Annotated in this window: 33 protein-coding genes; 22 read left to right on the forward strand and 11 right to left on the reverse strand. The window is 28.5% G+C overall.

All coding sequences use genetic code 11. The features are described 5' to 3' along the window. Positions 1 to 32: 32 nt before the first annotated feature. From hemC to DT059_RS03010, 10 genes are all read left to right on the forward strand, one after another. On the forward strand, positions 33 to 950 hold the full coding sequence (gene hemC, locus DT059_RS02965) for a hydroxymethylbilane synthase (RefSeq protein WP_145596642.1): 918 nt from the start codon (positions 33 to 35) through the stop codon (positions 948 to 950). A gap of 1 nt (position 951) precedes the next feature. Further along, complete coding sequence (locus DT059_RS02970) at positions 952 to 1,650, forward strand: uroporphyrinogen-III synthase (protein ID WP_145596644.1); 699 nt, start codon at positions 952 to 954, stop codon at positions 1,648 to 1,650. 3 nt (positions 1,651 to 1,653) lie between these two features. Then, positions 1,654 to 2,739, forward strand: coding sequence for a mechanosensitive ion channel family protein (locus tag DT059_RS02975; protein ID WP_145596645.1), 1,086 nt, complete (start codon positions 1,654 to 1,656; stop codon positions 2,737 to 2,739). Then, entirely contained in the window at positions 2,736 to 3,026 is a 291-nt protein-coding gene (locus tag DT059_RS02980; protein WP_023854572.1) for a YggT family protein, read from the forward strand. The genes DT059_RS02975 and DT059_RS02980 overlap by 4 nt, the downstream gene beginning before the upstream one ends. A 9-nt stretch (positions 3,027 to 3,035) precedes the next feature. Beyond that, entirely contained in the window at positions 3,036 to 3,881 is an 846-nt protein-coding gene (locus tag DT059_RS02985) for a bifunctional 5,10-methylenetetrahydrofolate dehydrogenase/5,10-methenyltetrahydrofolate cyclohydrolase (protein WP_145596647.1), read from the forward strand. 79 nt (positions 3,882 to 3,960) lie between these two features. After that, positions 3,961 to 4,176 (forward strand): hypothetical protein, encoded by a 216-nt coding sequence (locus DT059_RS02990; protein WP_023854574.1) that lies wholly within the window; start codon positions 3,961 to 3,963, stop codon positions 4,174 to 4,176. A 1-nt stretch (position 4,177) separates the two neighbouring features. Continuing rightward, positions 4,178 to 4,450 carry an SHOCT domain-containing protein gene (locus DT059_RS02995; protein WP_023854575.1) on the forward strand — a complete coding sequence of 91 codons (273 nt, stop codon included), beginning with the start codon at positions 4,178 to 4,180 and terminating at the stop codon, positions 4,448 to 4,450. A 10-nt stretch (positions 4,451 to 4,460) separates the two neighbouring features. Continuing rightward, positions 4,461 to 5,348, forward strand: coding sequence for an alpha/beta hydrolase (locus DT059_RS03000; protein ID WP_145596649.1), 888 nt, complete (start codon positions 4,461 to 4,463; stop codon positions 5,346 to 5,348). After that, on the forward strand, positions 5,326 to 6,117 hold the full coding sequence (locus DT059_RS03005; protein ID WP_145596651.1) for a TauD/TfdA dioxygenase family protein: 792 nt from the start codon (positions 5,326 to 5,328) through the stop codon (positions 6,115 to 6,117). The genes DT059_RS03000 and DT059_RS03005 overlap by 23 nt, the downstream gene beginning before the upstream one ends. Positions 6,118 to 6,120: 3 nt before the next feature. After that, positions 6,121 to 7,047, forward strand: a complete 927-nt coding sequence (locus DT059_RS03010) for an AEC family transporter (protein ID WP_023854578.1) — start codon at positions 6,121 to 6,123, stop codon at positions 7,045 to 7,047. On the opposite strand, the gene DT059_RS03015 is transcribed toward DT059_RS03010, so the two are convergent. Genes DT059_RS03015 through DT059_RS03025 form a run of 3 tightly spaced genes read right to left on the reverse strand, consistent with a single transcriptional unit; the run spans position 7,042 to position 9,806 of the window. After that, positions 7,042 to 8,025 carry an MBL fold metallo-hydrolase gene (locus DT059_RS03015; protein ID WP_145596653.1) on the reverse strand — a complete coding sequence of 328 codons (984 nt, stop codon included), beginning with the start codon at positions 8,023 to 8,025 and terminating at the stop codon, positions 7,042 to 7,044. The genes DT059_RS03010 and DT059_RS03015 overlap by 6 nt on opposite strands. A 1-nt stretch (position 8,026) precedes the next feature. Then, positions 8,027 to 9,121: a PQQ-dependent sugar dehydrogenase gene (locus tag DT059_RS03020; RefSeq protein WP_145596654.1), complete on the reverse strand. Its 1,095-nt coding sequence runs from the start codon at positions 9,119 to 9,121 to the stop codon at positions 8,027 to 8,029. Further along, positions 9,096 to 9,806, reverse strand: a complete 711-nt coding sequence (locus DT059_RS03025) for an SDR family NAD(P)-dependent oxidoreductase (protein WP_145596656.1) — start codon at positions 9,804 to 9,806, stop codon at positions 9,096 to 9,098. Before DT059_RS03025 ends, DT059_RS03020 begins: the two co-directional genes overlap by 26 nt. A 27-nt stretch (positions 9,807 to 9,833) precedes the next feature. Here DT059_RS03025 and DT059_RS03030 point away from each other — a divergent pair, with 27 nt between their 5' ends. From DT059_RS03030 to DT059_RS03045, 4 genes are read left to right on the forward strand one after another with little or no spacing between them, the layout of a single operon-like run. After that, positions 9,834 to 11,324 (forward strand): cryptochrome/photolyase family protein, encoded by a 1,491-nt coding sequence (locus DT059_RS03030; RefSeq protein WP_145596658.1) that lies wholly within the window; start codon positions 9,834 to 9,836, stop codon positions 11,322 to 11,324. Beyond that, positions 11,324 to 11,452 carry a DUF2256 domain-containing protein gene (locus DT059_RS03035; RefSeq protein ID WP_145596660.1) on the forward strand — a complete coding sequence of 43 codons (129 nt, stop codon included), beginning with the start codon at positions 11,324 to 11,326 and terminating at the stop codon, positions 11,450 to 11,452. The genes DT059_RS03030 and DT059_RS03035 overlap by 1 nt, the downstream gene beginning before the upstream one ends. Positions 11,453 to 11,457: 5 nt before the next feature. Further along, on the forward strand, positions 11,458 to 12,177 hold the full coding sequence (locus DT059_RS03040) for a type 1 glutamine amidotransferase (RefSeq protein ID WP_145596662.1): 720 nt from the start codon (positions 11,458 to 11,460) through the stop codon (positions 12,175 to 12,177). Continuing rightward, a complete protein-coding gene (locus DT059_RS03045; RefSeq protein WP_023854586.1) occupies positions 12,174 to 12,395 on the forward strand; it encodes a hypothetical protein in 222 nt (73 codons plus the stop codon). Before DT059_RS03040 ends, DT059_RS03045 begins: the two co-directional genes overlap by 4 nt. On the opposite strand, the gene DT059_RS03050 is transcribed toward DT059_RS03045, so the two are convergent. Genes DT059_RS03050 through DT059_RS03075 form a run of 6 tightly spaced genes read right to left on the reverse strand, consistent with a single transcriptional unit; the run spans position 12,392 to position 17,163 of the window. Beyond that, the gene (locus tag DT059_RS03050; protein WP_145596664.1) at positions 12,392 to 13,531 is read right to left on the reverse strand and encodes an FAD-binding domain-containing protein; all 1,140 of its coding nucleotides are present in this window, start codon (positions 13,529 to 13,531) and stop codon (positions 12,392 to 12,394) included. The two genes, DT059_RS03045 and DT059_RS03050, sit on opposite strands and share 4 nt — an antisense overlap. Positions 13,532 to 13,537: 6 nt before the next feature. Beyond that, positions 13,538 to 13,918, reverse strand: a complete 381-nt coding sequence (locus DT059_RS03055) for a phosphate-starvation-inducible PsiE family protein (RefSeq protein WP_023854588.1) — start codon at positions 13,916 to 13,918, stop codon at positions 13,538 to 13,540. Then, on the reverse strand, positions 13,918 to 14,376 hold the full coding sequence (locus DT059_RS03060; RefSeq protein WP_145596666.1) for a hypothetical protein: 459 nt from the start codon (positions 14,374 to 14,376) through the stop codon (positions 13,918 to 13,920). The genes DT059_RS03055 and DT059_RS03060 overlap by 1 nt, the downstream gene beginning before the upstream one ends. A gap of 57 nt (positions 14,377 to 14,433) precedes the next feature. After that, entirely contained in the window at positions 14,434 to 15,621 is a 1,188-nt protein-coding gene (locus tag DT059_RS03065; RefSeq protein WP_145596668.1) for an argininosuccinate synthase, read from the reverse strand. Between the two features lie 4 nt (positions 15,622 to 15,625). Continuing rightward, positions 15,626 to 16,138, reverse strand: coding sequence for an invasion associated locus B family protein (locus DT059_RS03070; protein WP_145596670.1), 513 nt, complete (start codon positions 16,136 to 16,138; stop codon positions 15,626 to 15,628). Next, positions 16,129 to 17,163 (reverse strand): aldo/keto reductase, encoded by a 1,035-nt coding sequence (locus tag DT059_RS03075; RefSeq protein WP_145596672.1) that lies wholly within the window; start codon positions 17,161 to 17,163, stop codon positions 16,129 to 16,131. The genes DT059_RS03070 and DT059_RS03075 overlap by 10 nt, the downstream gene beginning before the upstream one ends. Before the next feature lie 79 nt (positions 17,164 to 17,242). Between DT059_RS03075 and DT059_RS03080 the strand changes: the two genes are divergently transcribed. Further along, the gene (locus DT059_RS03080; RefSeq protein WP_145596674.1) at positions 17,243 to 18,004 is read left to right on the forward strand and encodes a Bax inhibitor-1/YccA family protein; all 762 of its coding nucleotides are present in this window, start codon (positions 17,243 to 17,245) and stop codon (positions 18,002 to 18,004) included. A gap of 2 nt (positions 18,005 to 18,006) precedes the next feature. Here the strand turns inward: DT059_RS03080 and DT059_RS03085 are convergent, their stop codons facing one another. Together DT059_RS03085 and DT059_RS03090 are read right to left on the reverse strand one after the other, a co-directional pair. Further along, positions 18,007 to 18,351 (reverse strand): DUF2794 domain-containing protein, encoded by a 345-nt coding sequence (locus DT059_RS03085; RefSeq protein WP_145596676.1) that lies wholly within the window; start codon positions 18,349 to 18,351, stop codon positions 18,007 to 18,009. Continuing rightward, a complete protein-coding gene (locus tag DT059_RS03090; RefSeq protein ID WP_145596677.1) occupies positions 18,344 to 18,895 on the reverse strand; it encodes a septation protein A in 552 nt (183 codons plus the stop codon). Before DT059_RS03090 ends, DT059_RS03085 begins: the two co-directional genes overlap by 8 nt. 87 nt (positions 18,896 to 18,982) lie before the next feature. On the opposite strand from DT059_RS03090, the gene hspQ reads away from it, so the two are divergent. The 7 genes from hspQ (at position 18,983) to DT059_RS03125 (ending at position 23,594) form a co-directional block, all read left to right on the forward strand. Continuing rightward, entirely contained in the window at positions 18,983 to 19,303 is a 321-nt protein-coding gene (gene hspQ, locus DT059_RS03095; RefSeq protein ID WP_023854596.1) for a heat shock protein HspQ, read from the forward strand. A gap of 179 nt (positions 19,304 to 19,482) precedes the next feature. Next, positions 19,483 to 20,190 (forward strand): heme ABC transporter permease CcmC, encoded by a 708-nt coding sequence (ccmC, locus tag DT059_RS03100; RefSeq protein ID WP_145596679.1) that lies wholly within the window; start codon positions 19,483 to 19,485, stop codon positions 20,188 to 20,190. Then, complete coding sequence (locus tag DT059_RS03105) at positions 20,187 to 20,414, forward strand: heme exporter protein CcmD (protein WP_145596681.1); 228 nt, start codon at positions 20,187 to 20,189, stop codon at positions 20,412 to 20,414. Before ccmC ends, DT059_RS03105 begins: the two co-directional genes overlap by 4 nt. A 10-nt stretch (positions 20,415 to 20,424) precedes the next feature. Continuing rightward, positions 20,425 to 20,844, forward strand: coding sequence for a cytochrome c maturation protein CcmE (gene ccmE / locus DT059_RS03110; protein ID WP_145596682.1), 420 nt, complete (start codon positions 20,425 to 20,427; stop codon positions 20,842 to 20,844). 1 nt (position 20,845) lies between these two features. After that, on the forward strand, positions 20,846 to 22,720 hold the full coding sequence (locus DT059_RS03115) for a heme lyase CcmF/NrfE family subunit (RefSeq protein ID WP_145596684.1): 1,875 nt from the start codon (positions 20,846 to 20,848) through the stop codon (positions 22,718 to 22,720). After that, complete coding sequence (locus DT059_RS03120; RefSeq protein WP_145596686.1) at positions 22,717 to 23,235, forward strand: DsbE family thiol:disulfide interchange protein; 519 nt, start codon at positions 22,717 to 22,719, stop codon at positions 23,233 to 23,235. The genes DT059_RS03115 and DT059_RS03120 overlap by 4 nt, the downstream gene beginning before the upstream one ends. Beyond that, the gene (locus DT059_RS03125) at positions 23,232 to 23,594 is read left to right on the forward strand and encodes a cytochrome c-type biogenesis protein (protein ID WP_145596688.1); all 363 of its coding nucleotides are present in this window, start codon (positions 23,232 to 23,234) and stop codon (positions 23,592 to 23,594) included. The genes DT059_RS03120 and DT059_RS03125 overlap by 4 nt, the downstream gene beginning before the upstream one ends. The last annotated feature ends 25 nt before the right edge of the window (positions 23,595 to 23,619 follow it).

A 23,619-nucleotide genomic window follows, 5' to 3' on the forward strand; every position in this document is an offset into this window, starting at 1 on the left:
ACAATCTTAATACAAGTAAGAAATAAATTTTTATGAATAAAAAAATAATAATTGGATCTAGAGGTAGTAAGCTTGCCTTACTTTATGCTCAACAAGCTAAAGATAAAATTATTGAAAATACCAATCTAGACAATGATGATATTTTAATTAAATCAATCACAACCAAAGGTGATGAGGTGCAGAATATAAGATTATCTGAGGTTGGTGGTAAAGGTTTGTTTTCAAGCAATATTGAAAAAGAACTTCAGTTAAAAAATATTGATATTGCAGTTCATGCGCTAAAAGATATGCCCGCTAACGAGACAGAAGGATTAAGGACAGATTCTTTTCTTGAAAGAAATGACCCTAGAGAAATTTTAATAACAAAGGATAAAAAGAAACTTAAAGACTTAGATGAAAAGTCAATTGTTGGAACCTCATCATATAGAAGAGAATTTCAAATAAAAAAAATTAGACAAGATTTAAACTGCAAATTAATTAGAGGAAATGTAGATACTAGAATTAGAAAATTAAATGAAGGAATGTATGATGCAATTATATTATCTTATGCAGGTATTAAATTTTTAAAATTTGAAAATGAAATCTCTGAAATTTTTTCTGCAGAAGAAATAATTCCTAGCGCAGGACAAGGTGTAATTGCTCTACAGTGCAGAGAGAATGATGACGAGACAATTTCTATTTTAAATAAAATTAACCATGAGGAAACACATAAAAGAGCTCACCTTGAAAGAAATATTTTAAAAGTTTTAGATGGAGATTGTGAAACAGCAATCGGAGTTCATTCGGTGGTTGATGGAGATAAGATTATTGTGGAGGCTGAACTTTTTTCTTTAGATGGCAAACAAAGGTTTTATGAAAAAAAAGTTGGTAATGTGAATGAATTTAGAGAACTTGGTACAGAAGTTGGGATACTATTAAAAACAAAATCAAACAATTCATATAAAAGATAGTATGCATATTTTATTAACTAGACCATTGGAAGATTGTTCAGAAATGATATTGAAATTTCAATCGTTAGGACATCAGGTCTCTCATCTTCCATTAATAAGAATTGAAAAAGTTAATTATGAGGAAATTAACTTTTCTGAATATGGTGGAATTGTTTTTACTAGTGCAAATGCAGTAAAATTCTTAAACACAGAAAGATTAGATAAAAATATTAAATGCTTTTGTGTAGGTAACGCCACAGAAAATAAAGCAAGAAGTATTGGTTTTCAAAATACAATCGCGGCTGAAGGAAATGTTGCAAACTTAAAAGAGTTAATAATACAAAGTTATGATTCTAAAAATAAAGAATTACTTTACGTTAGTGGTGAAACAATATCAGTTAATTTAGATCAACAGTTATTAAGTGAAGGTTTTAGCGTAAAAAGAATTATTAATTATAGAATAGATCATAACCAAAAATTTGATGAGAAATTTGTTAATGAATTAAAATTAAATATGCCCGAGATAGTCTATGTTTACTCCCAAAATAGTGCATCAAGTTTCTTAAATTTCATAAAGATTTACCAAACCGAAAATTTATGGATGAATACAAATTTGATGTGTATAGGCGAAAAAACCTCGTCAATATTGAACGAAATCAAATGGAAAAAGATTTTTCTTTTTAATCCTGGAGAAGAAGAGTTTTTGTTATATAAAATTTAAAAAATGGAATTAATTAATAATTTTTCTGAGATATTTTTATCAGTATGGAATAAAGGAATTCTTGGTGTTGATATTTTTCAAATCTTAATTGGTATTGGAATATTTTTACTATTCTTAATTTTTAGAGGTCTAATAAGCAAATTAGTTATTAAAAAATTAGAAATCATCTCGAAAAGAACAACTAATAAGTTAGATGATACTTTTGTTCAATCACTTGTAGGCCCAGCAAGATTTTTACCTATTGTATTAGGATTTTTTATTGCAAGCTACTACATGACTTTCTCAATAGAAGGAAGAGAAGTAGTAGATACAATTAATAGAACTTTGATTACTATCTTAATTTTTTGGGTAATTCATCAAATCATAGAACCCATCTCATACATACTTAGTGGTTTAGATAAATTATTAACAAGAGAACTTATTGGTTGGATAATTAAATCATTAAAAATTTTAATTTTTATTTTAGGTTTAGCTGCCGTTTTAGAATTGTGGGGAATTAAAATAGGTCCAATTATTGCAGGTCTTGGATTGTTTGGTGTTGCTGTTGCATTAGGTGCACAAGATTTATTTAAAAATTTAATTTCAGGAATTTTAGTATTAGTTGAAAAGAGATTTAAAATTGGAGACTGGATTACAGTTGAAGGAATTATTGAAGGTATAGTAGAAAAGATTGGATTTAGATCAACAACGATTAGAAAGTTTGATAAGTCTCTTGCAATTATCCCAAATTTTCAGTTTGCAGAAAATGCAGTAGTTAACGTAAGTGAAACTTCTAATTGGTTGATTAGTTGGATTATTACACTTCAATACGACACGACAGTAGATCAATTGAAAAAGATTAGAGATGAAATAGAAAATCACATTAACTCAAGTGAAGATTATAATACTTCAATTGGAGTTGCGGTAAGAGTTGATAAATTTTCTGATAGTTCGATAGATATGTATGTTAGGTGTTTTACAAAATCAGGAAGTTGGAATAATTGGCTAGATGTTAAAGAAAGGTTAGCAATTGCGATTAAAGAAATTGTTGAAAAAAATGGTGCTTCATTTGCTTTCCCAAGTCAGTCGATTTACGTCGAGAAAAAATGATAGCTATTTTTTATTTAGTTTTACAAATTTTAAAATTGTATTCTTACGTAGTGATTGCCAATGTTATTGTAAGTTGGCTAATTGCATTTAACGTTCTTAATACTCAAAATAGATTTGTTTATGCAATTTTAGAGTTGAGTTATAAATTAACTGAACCTTTCTTGAATAAAATAAGACGTTTTTTGCCAAATTTAGGTTCTCTAGATATTTCTCCAATCATTCTTCTTTTATTGATTTGGTTTATCGAAATGTGTATGAAGCTGTACATTGCACCAATGATTTTTTAGAAAAGAAATATGATTTTAATTGATGGAAAAAAAGCAGCCGCAGAATTAAGAGCAGAGTTAAAGGAAGAAGTCGCAGGGTTAAAATCAAAACATAATAAAGTACCAGGTTTAACAGTTATACTTATTGGTGATTTAACACCTAGTCAGATTTATGTGAGAAACAAAGAGAAATCAGCAAATGAGGTAGGATTAAAATCTGAGGTTATTAAATATCCAGACTCAGTTGAAGAAAAGACGGTTCTAGAAAAAATTAAAGAACTTAACAGTGATGAAACTGTTTCAGGAATTTTAGTTCAACTTCCTTTACCTAAGCATGTTGATAAACAGAAAGTTATTGAAGCTATTGATCCTTCAAAAGATGTGGATGGATTTCATCCAATGAATGTAGGCAATCTTTCATCTGGTTATGAAAGTTCTATACCTTGTACGCCACTTGGTTGTTATTTATTAATAAAAAAAATTGAACCTAATTTAAGCGGCAAAAAAGCTGTAGTTGTGGGTAGATCAAATTTAAATGGTAAACCAATGACACAACTTCTTTTAAAAGAAAATTGTACTGTAACTATAACACATTCAAAAACTAAAGATTTAAAAGCTGAATGTTTAGAGGCAGATATAATTGTTGCAGCTGTAGGTATACCCGAACTTGTTAGAGGAGACTGGGTAAAGAAAGATGCTATTGTTATTGACGTTGGCATTAATAAAACTGATAACGGCATAGTTGGTGATGTTCATTTTGATGAAGTTTCAAAAAATGCAAAAGCACTTACTCCAGTTCCTGGCGGTGTAGGTCCAATGACAATTGCTTGTTTATTAAAAAATACTATTGAGTGTTTTAAAAGATCACAAAAATAAACACTTTTTCTTATAAGTTTAATTGTCTCAAGGTTATTTAAATCAATTTAATTTTTATTGTATTTGATAAGCTTAACTTATGAAAAAGCCGAAATATGAATACAGGATTGCAATAATAATGATTTTGTTAACTGCAATACCAATTGGTGCGACCCAATTAGGGTGGTATTTATATGGTAAACAAGTTGGTTTTGATTATGGTATGATTGCAGGAGTTTTTTCTGTTATCCTAGCAGGGTATTTAATGTACAGAAAAGGTTGGAGAAACGAAGAAGAGGACGAGGACGAGGATTAATATGGAAAAAGTAATTTTTTTTGCACTTGCTGTACCAATACTAGGTTTTGTATTTTACTTAGGTGGCACAGCTATAATGAAAGGTTTCAAAGCAAAAGTTGAAAACAAACCAGCCAAACCAGAAGAAAAAGAAGAAGAAAATGAAACTCAAGTTTCTTCATCAAGTAGTAATGATCTTAGCAGCGAAATTACAAAATTAAACGAACTACACAAAAGTGGAGTTTTAACCCAAGAAGAGTTCGAAAAGGCAAAAAATAAACTATTAAATAATTAATAGTTTAATCATGTTCAGCGGATTTAAAAAAAAATTTGTAAAAGTAAATAAAGGGAAAATTTTTTGTAGATTTAAAGGGAACGGTCCTCCCTTATTGCTACTTCATGGATACCCTCAAACCCATGTAATGTGGCACAAAACTGCCCCAGAGCTTAGTAAATATTTTACTGTAGTTGTTGCTGATCTAAGAGGGTATGGAGATAGTTTTGTTTTACCTGGTGGAATTAATCATAAAAATTATTCTAAAAGAGAAATGGCCAAAGATATGGTTCAGCTAATGAGTAAACTGAAATTTAAAAAGTTTTGTGTTGCAGGTCATGATAGGGGTGGGAGAGTAGCTCACCGAATGGCAAGAGATTATAGAAATAAAATTATGGCTTTAAGTGTATTAGATATTTGTCCAACTCTCGATATGTACGAGCATACAGATATGAAATTTGCAAAAGGCTATTTTCATTGGTTTTATTTAATACAGCCAGCACCTCTTCCAGAGAAAATGATAATGTCAGATCCTAAAAGATGGTTAAAAAGCCGTTTTAACAGGTCATCCAAACTTGCGGTTGGAAGAGTTGAGGAAGAGTATTTTAGAGCCTTTAAACAAAAAAAAAGAATTCATGCAACCTGTGAAGATTATAGGGCTGCGGCTACTATAGATTTAAAGCACGATAAAAAAGATCGGAAAAAAAAATTAAATATTCCAATACAAGTTTTGTGGGGAAAAAGAGGAGTTGTTGGAACGCAATTTAAATCAGTTAAAATTTGGCAAAAATACACAAACAAAAAAGTTTATGGAGCAGAAATTAATTCAGATCATTTCATTCCGGAGGAAAGTCCAAAACAAACGATAAATCACTTAAAAAAATTTTTTTTAAAAAATGCTAAAAATAATACCAAATAAAAAAAATATTGGCGCAGAAATAAATATAAATTTAAAAGAAATTTCAAATAAAGATATTTTTAAAATTAAAAAAGCACTTAATAAATATGGAATGTTATATTTTAAAAAACAAAAATTAACTTCTAAACTTTATATAAAGTTTGCAAAGTATTTTGGAAAATTAGCCAACTATCCAAGATTGAAAGGTTTAAATAAAAAATTTCCCCAAATTACTGTAGTGCAAAGAAAATCAACTGATAAAGGACCAAGTTTTGGTGAGCAATTTCATACCGACTCAATTTATACAAAAAAGCCACCAAGATTTACAATGTTGCTTTCAAAACTTGTACCAAAAAAAGGAAAGGCCAACACAGAATTTTGTTCTCAATACCTTGCTTATAAAGAATTACCAAATTCAATAAAAAGAAAATTTAAAAATATTAAAGCTAAATATTCCTCTGAGGGTCCAATTTCTGTTACAACAAAAGAAAGAGTTAAAGAAAAAGGAAAAAATATTAAAGAACTTAAATCTTCACATAAAATAATTAGAAAAATCGGCACAAATTATTCGATTTATTGTAGCCCAGGACATTTTGTTGGTTTTAGTTCAAAGATAAAAAATCAAGAAAAGTTAAAAAAATTTTTATTTAACCATCAAATTAAGAAGAAGTTTCAGTTTTCATTGCCTTGGGAAAAAAATCAATTGGCTATATGGGATAACAGATCTATGCTTCATCAGGCAACACCCTTCAAGGGAAATAGAATTATGCATAGAATAACAATTAAATAATTTATGTTCACAATTTTTTTAGGACTTACTCCATTTATATTTATTACTTTTTTAGGGTTTGTATTTGGTAAGTTGAAAGTCTTAGACCTTAGTCATGCTAAAATTTTAAATCTTTTCTTGTTCTATATTGCAGTCCCAGCGTTGATAATTAAGCTAATAGCACAAAATGAAATTGGACAAGTGGATTTCAAACAAATTTTCTCTTATTTAATTATGCAATCGATATGTGGAATTATCGCCTACTTAATTACTTCAAAATATTTTAAAAGATCAATCCCAGAGTCAATTATTTGGGCTTTAACAGTTGCATTATCAAACCACGTGACTTTGCTTTTGCCAATAACAGAAATTTATTTTCAACAAAATGTAATTACACAAGTTGCAAGTATTATATTAATGGATGGGATAATTTTATTATCTGTAATCGCTTTTTTCCTCGAATTATCTACAAAAAAAAACGTAAATTTATTTAATTTTATTAAAAATTTATTTTTAAACCCATTTATTCTTTCAATAATTATAGGTCTATTATTTTTATTATTAAATTTTAATATTGATCAAACTCCGATCGAATACACTTTGTCTAAACTTGCAGCATGTGTTTCGCCAGTTGGATTGTTTGCAATTGGTATAACTCTTTCATTTTATACTAAAAATGTAATTAACAAATTATCCGTATCTATTTCAGTTTTAAAATTAGTTATTTCCCCGATAATTTTATTGTTAATTGGATTAGTGTTTTTTAATGCAGGATTGCCAGCTGAAATACCAGGTGCTTTCTTTGTGAGTGTTGCACCTTGCGGAGTTACTTCTATAGTTTTATGTGCCGCTTATAATGTAAGTCCCGAAAATATAATTAAAGCAATTTTTGTTTCTACATTTGCTTCTATAGGGACTATATTTTTTGCAATTAAGTATTTAACTCTATAACAATTTATCTAGAGGACTAACTTCTCCAATTTTAAAAATAATTGCATCTTCTTTATCAAATCCATATTTTTCAGCACTATCTTTAAATCTAATTGGGGGTTCCATAATCGGCTCTAATGACAAAACAAATGTTCCCCAATGCATTCCTAATACTTTTTTACTTTTTAGGTCTTGTGCAACATTCAGGGCTTCCTCTGGCGTAGTATGATATATAGTTTTATCAAACATTGGTTTGAAATTATAAGCCCCAATATTAATCATTGTCAGATCTATAGGACCATATTTTTCACCTAGTTCTTTGTAGATTTCCCCATATCCAGTGTCACATGCAAATAAAATTTTTTTATTTTTATGTTCTATTAAAAAATTACCCCACAAAGTTTTATTAGTGTCTGTTAAACTTCTCTTTGACCAATGAACTGCAGGAAGTAAAGAAATTTTCAAATCCTCATTTATAATTATTTGATCATACCAATCCATTTCATTTACATCTTTATATCCTTTGAAATATTTACCGAGGTTTAATGGCGTCAATACTTTTGCACTCTTGAAAGGAAAATTTCTAATTGTTGACATGTCCTGATGATCATAATGATTATGAGTAAGTAAAAATATATCCGTTTTAGGTATCTCATTTAATTTTATTGCAGGATCAGTAAATCTTTTTGGACCAAAGATTAGTGGTCCAGCGTTCTTTGAAAATACAGGATCTGTTATAATTGTAGTTCTACCTAATTTTATAAGATATGTCGCGTGACCTATCCAAGCAATATAATCATTATCTTTATATTTTTCTAAATCAGCTAATACTTTTTGTTTTTCAATAACATGTTCTTTTGGATAAGATAAATCAACTTTTTTTCTCAATTTACTAAAAGTTCTATAAGAAAATTTTCTTGACTTAGATATTATTACTGGAGATCCTTTTGGATTTCTGAAAGTGCCATCAGGCAAATGATGATAAGGTCTTTCTTTCATATTATTTTTTTTTCTCCATTAACCATAAGCTATTTCCTGCAAGAAAATATATTTTTCCATTAACAGGGTGAACTTGTATATCTCTTATTCTTCCAATTTTATCTTTGAAAATAATTTTTTCTTCTATCTTGGATAAATTTTGAAATTTTAATTTTCTCATTGATTTATCTTTTAAAGAAGTAATTAGCGCCTCACCGTTCCACTCTTTAAATTCATTTCCCTTATAAATAGTTATGGCACTTGCAGCTATTGAAGGCACCCAGTATTGGATTGCCTTCGTAAAACCTGGTTTCCATTTAGGTCCAATTTTTGACCCTGAATAATTTGTTCCACCCCAACCTAAAACTTTCCAACCATAATTCTCTCCCTTTTTTACTTCACCAAACCAATCACCACCTTTTGCACCATGGTTGCTTGCATAAATTTTTCCATCAAAAGAGGAATAGGTTAGACCTTGCGGATTACGAACACCAATTTGATAAATTTCTGGTAACCAATTTGATTTTCCTTCAAACTTAGGGTTATCTTCTGGAATACTACCGTCTAAATAAATTCTGATAATACTTCCAGGATGGTTTGTTGGATCTTGAGCAATCATACCACCACCTCTTTCACCAGCAGATGCAAAAAGATAATTGTCTTTTATAGCCAGTCTTGAACCGAAATGATAACCAGATTCTATTGGTGGTTCAGCTTGAAATATATTTTCGAAATTTAAATTTTTTTTATTTAATTTAGCTTTTGCAATCGAGGTGCTTGTTTTCCAATTCCCTCTATTTTCTGAATAAGAAATCCATAAGTGATTATCTTGGTAAATAATATCTAATAAACCTCCTTGTCCGTGTACAAAATAATTTAAGTCATGTTCAACTTCATAAACTTCCTGAGAAATAATATTTACTATTTTTATTTTTCCAGTTTTTTCAGTGATAATAAGCTCTTCATTACTTATAAAAGATGATCCCCATGGGTCACTTAAATCTGCCAATTTTTTAAAAGTAAAATTTTCAGAAAAACTTTTCGATGAAAATAATAAAAGGAAAAATATCGATAAAAAATATTTGATCACTTTATGAAAGTTTAGATCTACCACCATCTACAGCAATTATTTGGCCTGTAACCCAAGAACTGTCTTCTGTTAGTAAGAATTTAGCAAGAGCAGCGGAGTCTTTACCTTCTCCCAATCTTTTAAGGGGATGTGCTTTTGCAATACCTTCAGCTATAGCAGTATTTTTTAACATTGGTTCTGCTATTTTAGATTTTGTTAAACTTGGTGCCACACAATTTACTCTTATGTTTGGAGCGAATTCTGCTGCAAGAGAAACCGTCAATCCCTCAACAGCTGCTTTTGCTGATGCTATGATTGCATGATTGGTAAAACCTCTTTGAGCAGCAACAGTTGAAAATAACACTATTGAACCTTTATTTTTTTTTAAACTTTCCTGATATCCTTTAATTGCTTCTACAGCAGAATAAAGATTAAGCTTCATACATTTCTGAAAGTCTTGTTCATTTACCATTCTCAATGGTTTTAAATCAATTGAACCAACACAATAAGCTAGGCCTTTAATTTCAGAAATATCTGATTTAACTTTTTCTATAAACCCATCCTCTAAAACATCTGCAACTGTATGTGAGCATCCAAGTTTTTCAGAGACAGAGCTAAGTTCACTTTCATTTCTTCCAACTAAATGAATATCGTTTCCAGAGTTTTTTAATTGTTCTGCTAAACTTGACCCAATAGAACCTGTCGCACCAAAAATTACATATTTTTCTGACATAAAAAATTTTATTAGTTATATTTAACTATGAAGTTATTTTTTATACTTGGTAATCAATTATTTCCAACAAAATACCTAGACCGCTTCAAAAAAGACCACCTATTTTTTATGGCTGAAGATAAGGGTTTATGCACTTATGAAAAGCATCATAAACAAAAAATTTTATTATTTCTATCTTCTATGCGTTCTTATTCAGACCGATTAAGAAAAAACAAATTTAAATTAGATTACTTTAAAATCGAAGATAAAGAATTTAATGAAGATTATTTAAAAAAATTAAAAAAAATAATTACACAAAAAAAAGTAAATGAAATTTCTAGTTTTGAAGTAGAGGATAAATTTTTTGAAAAAAAAATTTCACAATTTTTAAAAAAAGAAAAAATACACTGGAATGTTATCCAAACTCCCATGTTTTTAAATTCAAGAGCTGAATTTAAAAATTATTTATCAAAATCAAAAAAACCTTTTATGGCAACTTTCTACAAAGATGTTAGAAAAAAATCTGGAATATTGATGGGTTCAGATGGTAATCCGATCGGAGGTAAATGGAGCTTTGATGAAGATAACAGAAATAAATTACCTAAAAATATTTCAATTCCTAAATTTCCAAAAATCAATGAAACCAGCCATACAAAAAAATTAAAGCCTATCATTGAAAAGGAATTTAAAAATCACCCAGGGAGTACAAATAATTTTTGGTTTGCAACAGAATACGAAGACGTAGTTAAACTTTTAAATTTTTTTATAAAAGAAAAATCAAACTTATTTGGTGATTATGAGGATGCAGTTGATCAAAAAGATAATATTCTATTTCACAGTGCATTAAGTCCCTATATAAATTTAGGTTTAATTACTCCTGAATTTGTTATCCAAAAAATTTTAGATTTTTATAAAAAAAATAAAATTAGAATGAATTCTTTAGAGGGCTACATTCGCCAGGTGATTGGTTGGCGAGAATTTATGCGTGGAATTTATCAGTCCTATTCTCAAGAAATGGAAACTGGAAATTTTTTTAAACAAAATAGAAAAATGAAAAATTCTTGGTACGATGGAACCACTGGTCTTCCACCTTTGGATTATGCAATTAAAAATGCCGTTAATCATGGTTGGTCACATCACATTGAAAGGTTAATGATCTTATCAAACATTATGAACCTTTGTGAAATTAAGCCAACAATTGTTTACAAATGGTTCATGGAGATGTTTGTAGACTCCTCAGATTGGGTGATGGTTCCTAATGTTTATGGAATGGGATTATTTAGTGATGGAGGAATTTTTGCGACCAAACCTTATATTTGTGGATCTGTATATTTTATGAAAATGATGGACTTTAAGAAAGGTGATTGGTGTAACACGATGGATGGTTTGTACTGGAGGTTCATTGATCGAAATAGAAAATTTTTTTTAAAAAATCCTCGTTTGTCGATGATGGTGAGGATATTTGACAAAATGAAATCTGAAAGAAAAAAATTAATTTTATCAGAAGCTGATAAATTTATAAAACTAAATACAATTTGATGAAAAAAGAAAATTTACCAACAAAAATTTGTCCAGTTTGCAAAAGACCATTTACTTGGAGAAAAAAATGGAAGTTGAATTGGGATAAAGTAAAATATTGTTCCAAGAAGTGTTCTAAGCTAAGCTAAGCTTAGTGAATATAATAGCACTACAGCATATTAAAATAGAAGACCCAGGTTATATTAAAGATTTAATGTTAGCTGATGGGTTTAACTTAACTACCATAGAGTTAGATGAAGGTGAAAAAATACCAAACGATTTAAGTAAATTTGATGGAATGTTTTGCATGGGAGGTCCAATGGATACCTATATGGAACAAGAATATCCTTGGTTAATAGAAGAAAAGAAAAGAATTAAAGAATTTGTTGTGAATTTAAAAAAACCCTATTTAGGTTTTTGTTTAGGTTGTCAGCTTTTAGGAGAAGTAGTTGGTGGAAAAGTGGTTAAATCCAAACCAGCAGAAATAGGGATTATGGATATTAATTTCTCTAATGAAAAAGATGAAGATAAATTATTTTCAAAATTTCCTAATACGATTAAAAGTTTACAATGGCACTCTTATGAGGTTCAAGGTATTGAAAATAATAAAGATATAACTTTATTAGCTTCTTCCCCAATCACCAAGTATCAAATTTTTAAATATCAAAACCATGCTTATGGAATTCAATTTCATATAGAAATAAAAGATACCACAGTCAATGAGTGGGGATGTGTACCGGAATACAAAAAAGCTTTGGAAGATCAGCTTGGCAATGGTGCATTAGAAAGGTTTGATCAATCTGCAAAAGATAACATGAAAGATATGAATAACTATTCTACAATCCTTTATAATAATTTTAAAAAACTTTTATGAATAATAAAATCTTTGAATGGGCAGGGGTTATAACTGCAATATTATATTCTTTGTTTGTTGCTTTAAATATAGGAATAGAATTTTTTGGTTTTTGTCTATTGCTTTTATCAGCTATTTTAATTGGAATTTGGGCTTATAGAGGTGGTCATAAAGGAATTTTGTTATTACAATTTTTTTATGCAACAGCTGGAATTATCGGGATGGTTCGTTGGTTTTAGTTAAAAGTCGAAACTATTTTGGGAATATAATTTTTAAAATTAAAAAATCCTTTATTACAGTATTGCCAAGCTAATTGATCAAGATTTCTATATAAAAAATTTATCTTTAAGTTATTTGAATTTAAAAAATCTAAATTTTCACCTACTGTTGGATACAAACCATAACAATTTTCAATATTTGTTAATTCACCAATATCTACAATCTGGTAATCAATAGATTGATCTTTTAATCTTTGTCCTTGATCTTCTATTAACTGAGATTTAAATTTCACTAATTTTTCACTGAGCTTTATGGATCTATTTTCATTTTTGTTAGAAACTAAGTAAATTTTTTTAAAGCTGTTATCTTTGAAATCAGTGATTTCAAATGAGAGATTATTTTCAAAAATTAAAAGATTTTTATTCTCAATATTTTGTGGGTTTGTAAAACTTTGTTTTATTATTTGATAAGATTTTTCTGAAATTTTTGGAGGTGCATTTTCATTTAATTTTATATTTTCAAATCTATTGTTAGTGAATTTTTTAATATTCCATTCACTAGCAAGGTAGTGTTTGCCTTGTGTTTGAACACCTGCAACCCATCGCCATCCAAGAGTGTTTGATGCAGCATCCCCATCATAAAGATGTTGCATGAAAAATTCTGCTCCTAACTGCCAAGGTAATTCTAGAGTAAAAATCCAAATACTAGCAAACCACATTCTTGTGTGATTATGCAAATAATTGTTATCTTTAAGTTCATTAACCCAAGCATTAAAGCACTCAATATCTGTTTTCCCATCAGTTGCAGAAAGATAATTTTGATTATTTTGAAATTCATTTTTTATTTGATTTAATTCAGCAAGATAATCTGTCCAAACATTTGGTCTTAGTTCCAACCAGCCTTTCCAATAAGTTCGCCATAGAACTTCTTGAATAAATTTTTCATTTTTTGAAAAAGAAAATTTACTCAGCGCTTTCTGAATGACTTCTTTTTCATTAATTATTCCATGAGTTATGTATGGTGATAAACAAGATATATTGGATCTGTTTTCAGGTCCAAAATCAAAATTTCTTAATTTTGAATACTCTGCAAGATTATTCTCAACAAAATTATTTAATAGATTTAAGGCCTTAGCCCTTGAAGCTTCAAATATCATTTTAAATTATTTTGATTTTTTTTTCTTTAGACCCAATTTGTCACTATGTCTTAATCTTAAAACAACAATTGCTCCAGCGATTAATAAAATTGCAACCGCTTCATAAACAAGTGCAGTAGGATCCATTTCTTTACCTTGCAAAATAATAAATCGCGCTAGTGCGGTAATTGCAATAAGAAGTGGAAGGGTAATACTTATAGATTGTTGGCTCCAAAAAACTCTTACCATTGCTAGAACTTCTAAATATAGAAACATCAATAATAAATCTGCTAGCGTAACTGATTGGTTAGTGAACATGTTTTTAATTTCAATCCCAACAGCAATAACCGTACTGATTAAGATAATAACCATTAAAGCTAATTGTAAGTTTTTTGCTATCTTGTCCATTATTTATCTTTACTAAATGGTAGCCATTTTTCAATTGCAGATTTTAACGGACCATCATATGGAATTGAATAAGAGTTTGGATTTGGGCTAGTTAAAACTTCAATTCCTTTTGAAAATACAAATATAAATACTATTACAAATACGATGACCATAATTTTAAAAGGATCAAAATTTTTTGTTTGAAAAACACTAGCTGATTTTGCTTCTGCTTTATGAAATTGTTTAAAGGTCATGTAGACAGCAAATATTAAACCAATATGAGCTAAAAAAAGTCCAGCCCATCCAAATGCAAAAGTTGTGTACGAAAAAATATATAAACTAAAAACTGTGGTCCAAATAAAACTTAAAACTAATAAAATTTGAAGTCTAACTGTTTTAGGGAGTGCACGCAGATCATTTTTACTATCATCAAATAAAATATTTGCAGCATCTTTCATCCAGTTCTTTATTGATTCCATATGATAAGGATATAATTTTTGGTGATTTAAACAAATGTTAATTTGTCCTAAACCTACCTATGAACGAAGCTTTTTTTTGTGAAAATTGATAAATCTTTCAACATTAGATTTATTAAATGACTTATTTTCTTCAAATGAAACCTTCTTCATTGAATAAGCACTGCTATTAGTAACTCTTGATTGAATTGTAATATTTCCTTTATACAATTTAAGCTTAACTGAGCCATTAACTTTACTTCTTTTTAGATCTACAATTTTTTGAAGTTTAAATCTTTCTTTTGAATACCAATAACCATTATAAATTAATTCAGCATATCTAGACATTACTTGATCTTTTTTATGCATAGTTTCTTTATCTAAAGTAACAGACTCAATTGCTCGATGAGCATTAATTAAAAGGGTTCCACCAGGTGTCTCATATACACCTCTAGATTTGATACCTAAAAATCTATTCTCTACCAAGTCAACTCTTCCAATTCCATTTTTACCTGCTAGGTCATTTAACTTTGTTAATAATTTAGCTGGAGAAATTTTTTTTCCGTTAATTCCAAAAGGATTACCATTTTTAAAATTGATAGTAACAAACGACGGTTTGTTAGGCGCCTTTTCTGGAGAAACTGTTCGTTGAAAAATAAATTCTGGTGCAGAATTTTTTGGATTTTCTAAAACCTTACCTTCAGTTGACGTATGAAATAAATTGTCATCCACAGAAAAAGGAGGTGCACCTTTTTTATCTTTAGGAATAGCTATGCCATGTTTCTTTGCATAATTAATTAAGTCTGTTCTAGATTTTAGTTTCCAAATTCTCCACGGAGCTATGATTTTAATTTTAGGACCAAAATAATGATAACCTAATTCAAACCTAACTTGGTCATTGCCTTTACCAGTTGCTCCATGTGAAACTGCATAAGCCTTAAATTTTTTAGCTACTCTTATTTGATCTTTTGCAATTAGAGGTCTTGCTATTGATGTCCCTAATAAATAAACACCCTCATAGATCGCATGTCCTCTGATCATAGGATAAACGTAGTCCTTAACAAAAATATCTTTTAAGTCTTTAATAATTATATTTTTAACACCAAATTTTTTTGCATTAGTTATAATTTTTTTTCTATCAATTTCCTGACCTACATCTGCTGTATAACAAATTACATCTGCATCATAATTTTCTTGAAGCCATTTTAAAATTATAGAGGTGTCGAGTCCTCCAGAATAAGCTAGAACAATTTTCTTTTTTGATTTCATTGAATTAACTACAAGCTTTTCTTGAAGCGTTATAAGCTTTAGTAAATCCTAGCAATGAGTAATGATCAATTGTTTGAGAACCTTGTTGATTGTATCCTGTAATCATAATTCTAGATCCTTTTCTCATTTGTTTGATCATTTTTAGTTCAATCTTATTGTCAGCAATCCATGCAAAACCTTGTTCTTTAATATCAAATTTAAATTTGTTTTTTCCTGAAGCAGCTGTTACGGAATTATTTTTGTTGAATTCATAACCCGGGGTAACACTTACTTCATTTTTTATATTGTCGTTTGGTCTAAATGCTACAAATAATTTTGCATCTCTTTTATTAGTTTTGGGTGCTTGTAAAATAGGTAAAGATTGCGCAAAGCATACTTTACCGTCAGTATCCATAACGACCATTGCCTCCCAATCTTTATATTTACCAATTTTTTTAATTTCCTGAGCTGAAACTTGAGCAACACCACTTATAAAAAATATTCCTAACAATATTATAATTTTTTTAATTATGGACATGGATTTGGATAAATTGTTTGTATGTGGTTAATTTCTTTAATGACATCATCAGATAAGTTTACATTTACACTTTCTATATTTGTTTTCAACTGCTCCATTGTAGTTGCTCCAATTATTACACTAGTCATAAAGTCTTGTATTTCACAAAATTTAATAGACATTTGACTCATATCTAGATTAAATTTTTCACTAATTTTATAATAGTGCTCAACGGCATCCTCTGTATTTGGCTTTCTATACCTTGTCCAGAAATCAAAATCTCTCTCCATTCTTGATCCTTTAGGAAAATTTTTATTTCTATATTTTCCACTTAAATATCCACTCGCAAGTGGAGAGTAAGCCAAGCAGCCAATATTTTCTCGTATAGAAACTTCAGCTAATCCAACTTCGTAAGATCTGTTTAATAAGCTATAAGGATTTTGAATTGACATCATTCTTGGTAATTTTTTGTCTTTAGATAATTGGAGATAATTTAAAACTCCCCACGGGGTTTCATTTGACAAACCAACATATCTTATTTTTCCCTGATCAATATATTTATTTAATTCTGCAAGAACGTCTTCAAATTTATTCCATTCGTTTTCTTTATGAACATAACCAAGTCTTCCAAAATTATTTACATTTCTTTCTGGCCAATGAAGTTGATATAAATCTATGTAATCAGTTTTAAGTCTTTTAAGACTGTCATTTATAGCAGATTCTAAATTTGGACCTCTAAAACTATTTTCTCCACTTCTTAAATAATCTCTTGCTGGGCCAGCAACTTTTGTTGCAAGAATGACTTTGTCTCTTTTCTTTGTTTTTTCAAACCAGTTCCCAATAATTTCTTCTGTATCACCGTAGGTTTCTTTTCTCGGAGGTACTGCATATAATTCTGCTGTGTCCCAAAAGTTTACTCCTTGATCTAAAGCAAAATCCATTTGTTCAAATGCTTCAAGCTCAGTATTTTGCTCTCCCCACGTCATAGTACCGAGACAAATTGTACTTACTTTAATATTGGTATTACCTAAATTTTTGTAATTCATTTGAAATATTAAGTTAAAATTTTGTTAATCTTTTAAGGTATCTTGAATAATTAGTAAAAGAATATATATATTACTTATTATGAAATTTGATAAAAACGGAATACTAAATAGAGCAAAAGCAGCACAACAAACAGCTGCTGTAATGGATGAAGGCTTAAGAGCCTACATGCTAAAAGTTTATAATTACATGGCAACAGGTATATTGCTAACTGGCATAGTAGCATTATTAACTTTCAAAATGTCTGTTGTTACTAACGATGCGGGTTCAATCGTTGGTTTAACGCAGATGGGGAATGCAATTTATTTATCAGGTCTTAAGTGGCTTGTAATGTTAGCTCCTCTAGGTATCGTTTTTTACATGAGTTTTGGAATTAATAAGATGAGTGCATCAAAAGCACAAACAACGTTTTGGGTTTTCGCAGCTTTAATGGGTCTATCTTTATCTTCAATCTTATTAGTTTACACTGGAATGAGTGTGACAAGAGTTTTCTTCATTACATCTGCAACATTTGGAGCGATGAGTATCTATGGATATACAACTAAAAGAGATCTTACAAAGTTTGGATCTTTTTTAATGATGGGTCTAATTGGAATAATTATAGCTTCAATTGTTAATATCTTTATGAAATCTTCTATGATGTATTTTGTGATTTCAATTCTAGGTGTTTTAATATTTGTTGGTTTAACAGCTTATGACACTCAAAAAATCAAAAATATGTATGTTGCCTCAGACTCAGGTGAGTTAATGGGCAAGAAAGCTGTAATGGGCGCTTTAACTTTATATCTAGATTTTATCAATCTATTTATAATGTTGTTAAGATTATTTGGGCAAAGAAGATAATTTTATTTTTGAAGTTTCTTCCAGTTAGTATTTTTTAATAAAATTCTAAGATCGTGAGAATTTTTTAATATTTTACCACTTGTATCAGTAATCAAGTATTTAAGATTTTTATTTCTAGGTTTAAAATTTTTGCAAATTTTATAAAGAGCATTTTCGGTAGCATTTCTAAAAACACTAAAACCCACTTGTTTACTTGAAATACTTAAACCGTAATCTTTCCAAGAACCTTCAGAAACCATCTTAGCATATAAGTCTAATATAATTTTTAGCTCATCTTTTTCAAAAAAATGTTTTTCTTCTATTTTATTAAGAGGATTATTTACTACTAATTTTAAATTACTACGCATCAATCTTATGTTTATTAATTAAAGGGATTTGAAATCCTGTAAAAATTATTGTTATTGGAAGCATTCCCCACACTTTAAAATTAACCCAAAATTCTTCTGTTTGAGTTCTCCAAACAATTTCATTTAATAAAGCAAGACCAAAGAAAAAATACATCCATCGTTTATTTAGAATTTCCCACCCAAAATCAGTAAGAGGAATAGATTTACCCATAATTTTTTTTAGAATAGGTTCATTGGTAAAATATTTCCCAAAAAATAATGCAAGAGCAAACATAATATTAATGATAGTTGGTTTTACATAAATAAATATAGGATCATTAAAGTAGATTGTTAATCCACCAAAAAAAGTTATTAAAATTCCACTTACTAAAGGCATTGGAGGAATTTTTTTTTCAAAGAACCAAACTACTGCTAATGCAACTAAAGTTGCAACTATCAGTGGAGGTATTGCTACTGATAAATTTTTACCACTATTGTAATAATAGAAAAAAAATATTGCTAAAGGACCGAAATCAGTAACAAATTTTAAAAAAGTTTTATTCACCAAAAAGATATTAACATATTTGCCACATCACAAAACATTTATATTTTTAGCATTGATTTTTATTTCTAAATACCCATACTAAGATCAATGCCAGTTCAAAAAGCTAAATTTTCAATTGGAGACATCGTAAAGCATAAACACTTTGAATTTAGAGGTGTAATTTATGATGTTGATTTTGAATTTAATAATTCTGAAGAATGGTATCAATCTATTCCAAAAAATGTGAGACCAAGAAAAGATCAACCATTTTATCACCTATTAGCAGAAAATGATGAGATAACTTATGAAGCTTATGTTTCTGAGCAAAACTTGCTGATGGATGACTCTGATGAACCAATAAAACACCCTTTAATTGAAGAGATTTTTTCGGGAAAAAAAGGGTCTAGTTATTTCAAGCTTTCTAATTAAGGCAACCATCATTCAACCACATTTAGCTCAAATCTAGGCCATACAAATTAGCTATATTTTTAGTATCTTCTGGTCAAGAGTGTTAAAAGTTAATTTCAATCTTATTATCTCCCCTCTGCATTCTTGATCAGAAAACTATTTCATAATAGAAATCACCAAAAAAAATTCTAAATTAAAATATGTTTAAACTTTTTGAACCTAACAAGATTTTCAAAATCACTTCAAAAGCACCTAAGTACGTTTTATTTTTGTTTATTGTTGTATTAAGTGTTGGTTTAGTTGAAGCATTAGTTATATCTCCTGAAGATTACAAACAAAGTGATGCAGTTAGGATTATGTATGTTCACGTTCCTGCCGCTTGGATTTCACTTGGAATATTTTCTTCTATAACTTTGTTATCTATTTGTGGTTTTGTATTTAGAAACAAAAACTTTTTTTTAATTTCTAAAAGTTTAGCTCCTTCGGGATTTGTTTTTAATATTATAGCTTTAGTTACAGGATCAGTTTGGGGAAAACCAACTTGGGGAACATGGTGGGCTTGGGATGCAAGAATTACTTCAATGTTAATATTAGCTTTGTTCTATGCAATGTATTTAATTGTATGGAGAATTTATGATAAGGAAGAAAAAGTCTATAAGATTTCAACTTTTATAACTATTTTAGGAATTATTAATGTTCCAATTATAAAGTACTCAGTCGATTGGTGGAACACACTCCATCAACCTGCATCTATTAATATTTTGTCAAAAAGCTCAATTCATTCATCAATGCTTTACCCATTATTGATAATGACTGCGGCATTTGCTCTTTTTTCATTGTTAATTTTCTTAATGAAATATAATACAGAACTGATAAAAATTAAAAATAAAGGCTTAGATAGATTATGATAAATGAATTACTTTTTATGAATGGATATGCGGTGTACGTGTTATCTGCTTTTAGCTTTACCTTATTAAGTTTCCTAGGTTTATATTTGGTAACTAAAATGCAATTTGTTAAAGAACAAAACAAATTTGTTGCTAAATTTGGATCACTTACTGCTGAGCAAGCTAATTCTGCAAAATCACAAAGAATAAATAAAGAAATTTTAGCAAACGTAACAAATAATTAACTTTTAAACCATGTATGGTCGAAAAGTTAAATTAAGATTTCTGTTTGTAGTAATAATCTTAATTACTTTAATCCTAACAACATTTTTGATTTTAAAATCATTAGAGGAAAATGTTGTATATTTTCAATCTCCTTCTGAAATAAAATCACTTTCTGAAATAGATAAAAGTAAAATGAGAGTTGGAGGAATGGTTAAAAAAGACTCTATTTCCATAAGTTCAAATGAAGTTAATTTTATAATTACAGACTTTAAAAATGAAATAAATGTTACTTACTCAGGAGCAGTACCAAATTTATTTGCTGAAGGAAAAGGGGTTGTTGCAGAAGGTTTTTTGAAAGATAGAAACTTTTTCTCTGCAACAAAAATTTTAGCTAAGCATGATGAAAATTATATGCCACCGGAAGTAAAAGAAGCATTAGGAGAAAAATAAATTGATCTATAGTCTTATTGGATATTATTCATTAGTAATAGGATTAATTATTGGATTATCATTATTTTATTTTTCATATAAAAATTTTAACAACTCAGATATATTAGATATCAAAATATTATCATTTACATTTTTACAATTATTTTTTGTTGTTATTAGTTTTTTGAGTTTGATTTTTTCTTTTGTTATTTCGGATTTTAGTAATGAAACAGTATTTAATAATTCTCACACTACCAAACCATTATTTTATAAAATAAGTGGAACTTGGGGGAATCATGAAGGTAGTTTATTATTATGGTTACTTGTTTTAACTTTATTTATTTTCTTATTTTTAATAAGGACAAAAAATCAACCAGTAAAATACAAAATTTTAACTCTAGTTTTTCAACAAATAATAATAGTTGGTTTCTTTTTATTTTTAATCAAAACATCAAATCCATTTAATTATATTTTTCCAATACCTACTGAAGGTCTTGGATTAAACCCAATTTTACAAGACCCTGCTTTAGCGATTCATCCACCTGTTTTATATTTAGGTTATGTTGGTTCTTCAATTATTTTTTCATCTGTTTTGGCAGCAACAAGTTTAAAAATTATTTCTACTAGTTGGGCATCCCATATAAAAAATTGGATTTTAATTTCATGGATATTTTTGACTATGGGAATACTGCTTGGATCAATTTGGGCTTATTACGAATTGGGCTGGGGAGGTTTTTGGTTTTGGGATCCAGTTGAGAATGTTTCTCTAATGCCGTGGCTTGCATTAACCACTCTTTTGCATTGTATTTTAGTATTAGAAAAAAAATCTATTTTAACTTCATGGGTAATAATTCTTTCTATTACAACATTTACATTGAGCATGTGTGGAACATTTTTAGTAAGATCGGGAATATTAAATTCAGTTCATACATTTGCTAATGATCCCGAAAGAGGTTTATTTATTCTTGTTTTTCTATTCATTTTGATTTTTTTATCTATTTTAATTTTTTTCTTTTTTCATAAAGATAATGACACAAAATCTTATAGTTTTTTTTGGTTCAGCAAAGAAACTTCAATATTAATTAATAACTGGTTTATGATGTATTTTTTATCAGTTGTATTAATAGGTACCGTTTATCCAATTTTTTTAGATGTAATTTCTTCTCAAAAGATATCTGTCGGACCACCATTTTATCATAAATTGATAATTCCATTTTTAATTCCATTTTTACTTATGATGGCGATAGGTCCAAAATTAAAATGGATCAAATCTCAACTAGAAGATAAGATTTATTTAATTTCTTTTTTGATTATCTCAATTTTATTAGCATTTTTAGTATTAAAAAATTTTAATCAAAATATTTTAATAAATACAATTTTGATATCGAGTGCACTTTATTTATTCTTTATGACGTTGAGAGATTTTTTTTCAAAAACATATAAAAATATTTCACAAAACATTGCTCATTTTGGATTTAGTTTATTAATCTTAAGTATTTTATTTAATAATTTATTTGCAAGCGAAATTATAACAAATCTTAAGGTTGGTGAAACTTTTGAAAATTCGAAAACTAAGATAGTTTTTGAAAGTGTTGATCAGAAAAAAGAAAAAAATTATAATGCTATTATTGCAAATTTTTCAATAAGTAATTCAAATGGTGAAGAGGATAGATTTTCGCCAGAGCTGAGAATTTATAATCAACCTGTCATTGCTACAAGTGAAGCTGATATTAAAACAACACTTATGTCAGATAAATTTATTGTAATTAATCTGGTTCAAAATCAAGATTTTTTCAACGTAAGATACCAAGTTAAACCATTTATGCTATGGATCTGGTTATCAGTAATTCTAATATCTTTTGGGGGCATTGTCAGTTTTTTACAAAAAAAATCATGAAAAATAAAATATTATCTTTTTCAGTTATTATTATTTTTGGAATAATATTTTTTATTTTTTACAAAGGTCTAGAAGATTCAAAAATATATATTCCAGATGTTAATACTAAAAAAGAGATACCAGTATTTAATACTAAAGAATTTTTTTCTGGAGAAAATGTAAAATCATCAAGTATCTTTGAGTTAGATAAGTTTTATTTATTAAATATTTGGTCATCCTGGTGTGTACCATGTCGACAAGAGCATCCTTTTTTGATGAATTTAAATTTAGAGAATAAATTAAATATTATCGGGATGAATTATAAAGATAATTTAAAAAATGCGGAAAATTTTTTAAAAGAACTAGGAAACCCTTATAAAGAAATCTTTATTGATTTAGATGGCACAATTGCAATTGAGTGGGGAGCATATGGGGTTCCTGAATCATTTTTAATTTATAATAATGAAATTATTAAAAAATATATTGGACCTATTAACCAAGAATTAGTTGATGAAATTAATTTATTGATAAAATGAAATTTCTTAAATTTTTTTTAATTGTTATAATATTGTTCACTTTAAGCAGTGTTAATGCTGAGGAAAACGACAAAAGAAATAAAATAACTAAAAATTTACGATGTCTTATATGTCAAGGTCAATCGGTCTACGATTCAGACTCTGAATTTGCAAACAGTTTAAAAATTGTAGTTGATAAAAAGCTTCAAGAAGGTCTTTCTGAAGATCAAATTTATGAATATTTTAAAAGTAAATATGGAGAATGGATACTTTACGATCCTGGTTTAAATAAAAATACATATATTCTTTGGTTATTGCCGATATTGATATTTTTAATCGGAGGTGCAATAATCTATAAAAGCTTTATAGTTAAAAAATAAATTAATTAGTGATGAAATTAAAAAA

It is taken from the genome of Candidatus Pelagibacter sp. FZCC0015, from assembly GCF_007833635.1.
GTDB lineage: Bacteria > Pseudomonadota > Alphaproteobacteria > Pelagibacterales > Pelagibacteraceae > Pelagibacter.

What these genes read in the sequence shown, in the direction of transcription:
- hemC (WP_145596642.1), top strand. Translation starts at nt 33, where the DNA reads ATGAATAAAAAAATAATAATTGGATCTAGAGGTAGTAAGCTTGCCTTA.
- DT059_RS02970 (WP_145596644.1), top strand. Translation starts at nt 952, where the DNA reads ATGCATATTTTATTAACTAGACCATTGGAAGATTGTTCAGAAATGATA.
- DT059_RS02975 (WP_145596645.1), top strand. Translation starts at nt 1,654, where the DNA reads ATGGAATTAATTAATAATTTTTCTGAGATATTTTTATCAGTATGGAAT.
- DT059_RS02980 (WP_023854572.1), top strand. Translation starts at nt 2,736, where the DNA reads ATGATAGCTATTTTTTATTTAGTTTTACAAATTTTAAAATTGTATTCT.
- DT059_RS02985 (WP_145596647.1), top strand. Translation starts at nt 3,036, where the DNA reads ATGATTTTAATTGATGGAAAAAAAGCAGCCGCAGAATTAAGAGCAGAG.
- DT059_RS02990 (WP_023854574.1), top strand. Translation starts at nt 3,961, where the DNA reads ATGAAAAAGCCGAAATATGAATACAGGATTGCAATAATAATGATTTTG.
- DT059_RS02995 (WP_023854575.1), top strand. Translation starts at nt 4,178, where the DNA reads ATGGAAAAAGTAATTTTTTTTGCACTTGCTGTACCAATACTAGGTTTT.
- DT059_RS03000 (WP_145596649.1), top strand. Translation starts at nt 4,461, where the DNA reads ATGTTCAGCGGATTTAAAAAAAAATTTGTAAAAGTAAATAAAGGGAAA.
- DT059_RS03005 (WP_145596651.1), top strand. Translation starts at nt 5,326, where the DNA reads ATGCTAAAAATAATACCAAATAAAAAAAATATTGGCGCAGAAATAAAT.
- DT059_RS03010 (WP_023854578.1), top strand. Translation starts at nt 6,121, where the DNA reads ATGTTCACAATTTTTTTAGGACTTACTCCATTTATATTTATTACTTTT.
- DT059_RS03015 (WP_145596653.1), bottom strand. Translation starts at nt 8,025, where the DNA reads ATGAAAGAAAGACCTTATCATCATTTGCCTGATGGCACTTTCAGAAAT.
- DT059_RS03020 (WP_145596654.1), bottom strand. Translation starts at nt 9,121, where the DNA reads ATGGTGGTAGATCTAAACTTTCATAAAGTGATCAAATATTTTTTATCG.
- DT059_RS03025 (WP_145596656.1), bottom strand. Translation starts at nt 9,806, where the DNA reads ATGTCAGAAAAATATGTAATTTTTGGTGCGACAGGTTCTATTGGGTCA.
- DT059_RS03030 (WP_145596658.1), top strand. Translation starts at nt 9,834, where the DNA reads ATGAAGTTATTTTTTATACTTGGTAATCAATTATTTCCAACAAAATAC.
- DT059_RS03035 (WP_145596660.1), top strand. Translation starts at nt 11,324, where the DNA reads ATGAAAAAAGAAAATTTACCAACAAAAATTTGTCCAGTTTGCAAAAGA.
- DT059_RS03045 (WP_023854586.1), top strand. Translation starts at nt 12,174, where the DNA reads ATGAATAATAAAATCTTTGAATGGGCAGGGGTTATAACTGCAATATTA.
- DT059_RS03050 (WP_145596664.1), bottom strand. Translation starts at nt 13,531, where the DNA reads ATGATATTTGAAGCTTCAAGGGCTAAGGCCTTAAATCTATTAAATAAT.
- DT059_RS03055 (WP_023854588.1), bottom strand. Translation starts at nt 13,918, where the DNA reads ATGGACAAGATAGCAAAAAACTTACAATTAGCTTTAATGGTTATTATC.
- DT059_RS03060 (WP_145596666.1), bottom strand. Translation starts at nt 14,376, where the DNA reads ATGGAATCAATAAAGAACTGGATGAAAGATGCTGCAAATATTTTATTT.
- DT059_RS03065 (WP_145596668.1), bottom strand. Translation starts at nt 15,621, where the DNA reads ATGAAATCAAAAAAGAAAATTGTTCTAGCTTATTCTGGAGGACTCGAC.
- DT059_RS03070 (WP_145596670.1), bottom strand. Translation starts at nt 16,138, where the DNA reads ATGTCCATAATTAAAAAAATTATAATATTGTTAGGAATATTTTTTATA.
- DT059_RS03075 (WP_145596672.1), bottom strand. Translation starts at nt 17,163, where the DNA reads ATGAATTACAAAAATTTAGGTAATACCAATATTAAAGTAAGTACAATT.
- DT059_RS03080 (WP_145596674.1), top strand. Translation starts at nt 17,243, where the DNA reads ATGAAATTTGATAAAAACGGAATACTAAATAGAGCAAAAGCAGCACAA.
- DT059_RS03085 (WP_145596676.1), bottom strand. Translation starts at nt 18,351, where the DNA reads ATGCGTAGTAATTTAAAATTAGTAGTAAATAATCCTCTTAATAAAATA.
- hspQ (WP_023854596.1), top strand. Translation starts at nt 18,983, where the DNA reads ATGCCAGTTCAAAAAGCTAAATTTTCAATTGGAGACATCGTAAAGCAT.
- ccmC (WP_145596679.1), top strand. Translation starts at nt 19,483, where the DNA reads ATGTTTAAACTTTTTGAACCTAACAAGATTTTCAAAATCACTTCAAAA.
- DT059_RS03105 (WP_145596681.1), top strand. Translation starts at nt 20,187, where the DNA reads ATGATAAATGAATTACTTTTTATGAATGGATATGCGGTGTACGTGTTA.
- ccmE (WP_145596682.1), top strand. Translation starts at nt 20,425, where the DNA reads ATGTATGGTCGAAAAGTTAAATTAAGATTTCTGTTTGTAGTAATAATC.
- DT059_RS03120 (WP_145596686.1), top strand. Translation starts at nt 22,717, where the DNA reads ATGAAAAATAAAATATTATCTTTTTCAGTTATTATTATTTTTGGAATA.
- DT059_RS03125 (WP_145596688.1), top strand. Translation starts at nt 23,232, where the DNA reads ATGAAATTTCTTAAATTTTTTTTAATTGTTATAATATTGTTCACTTTA.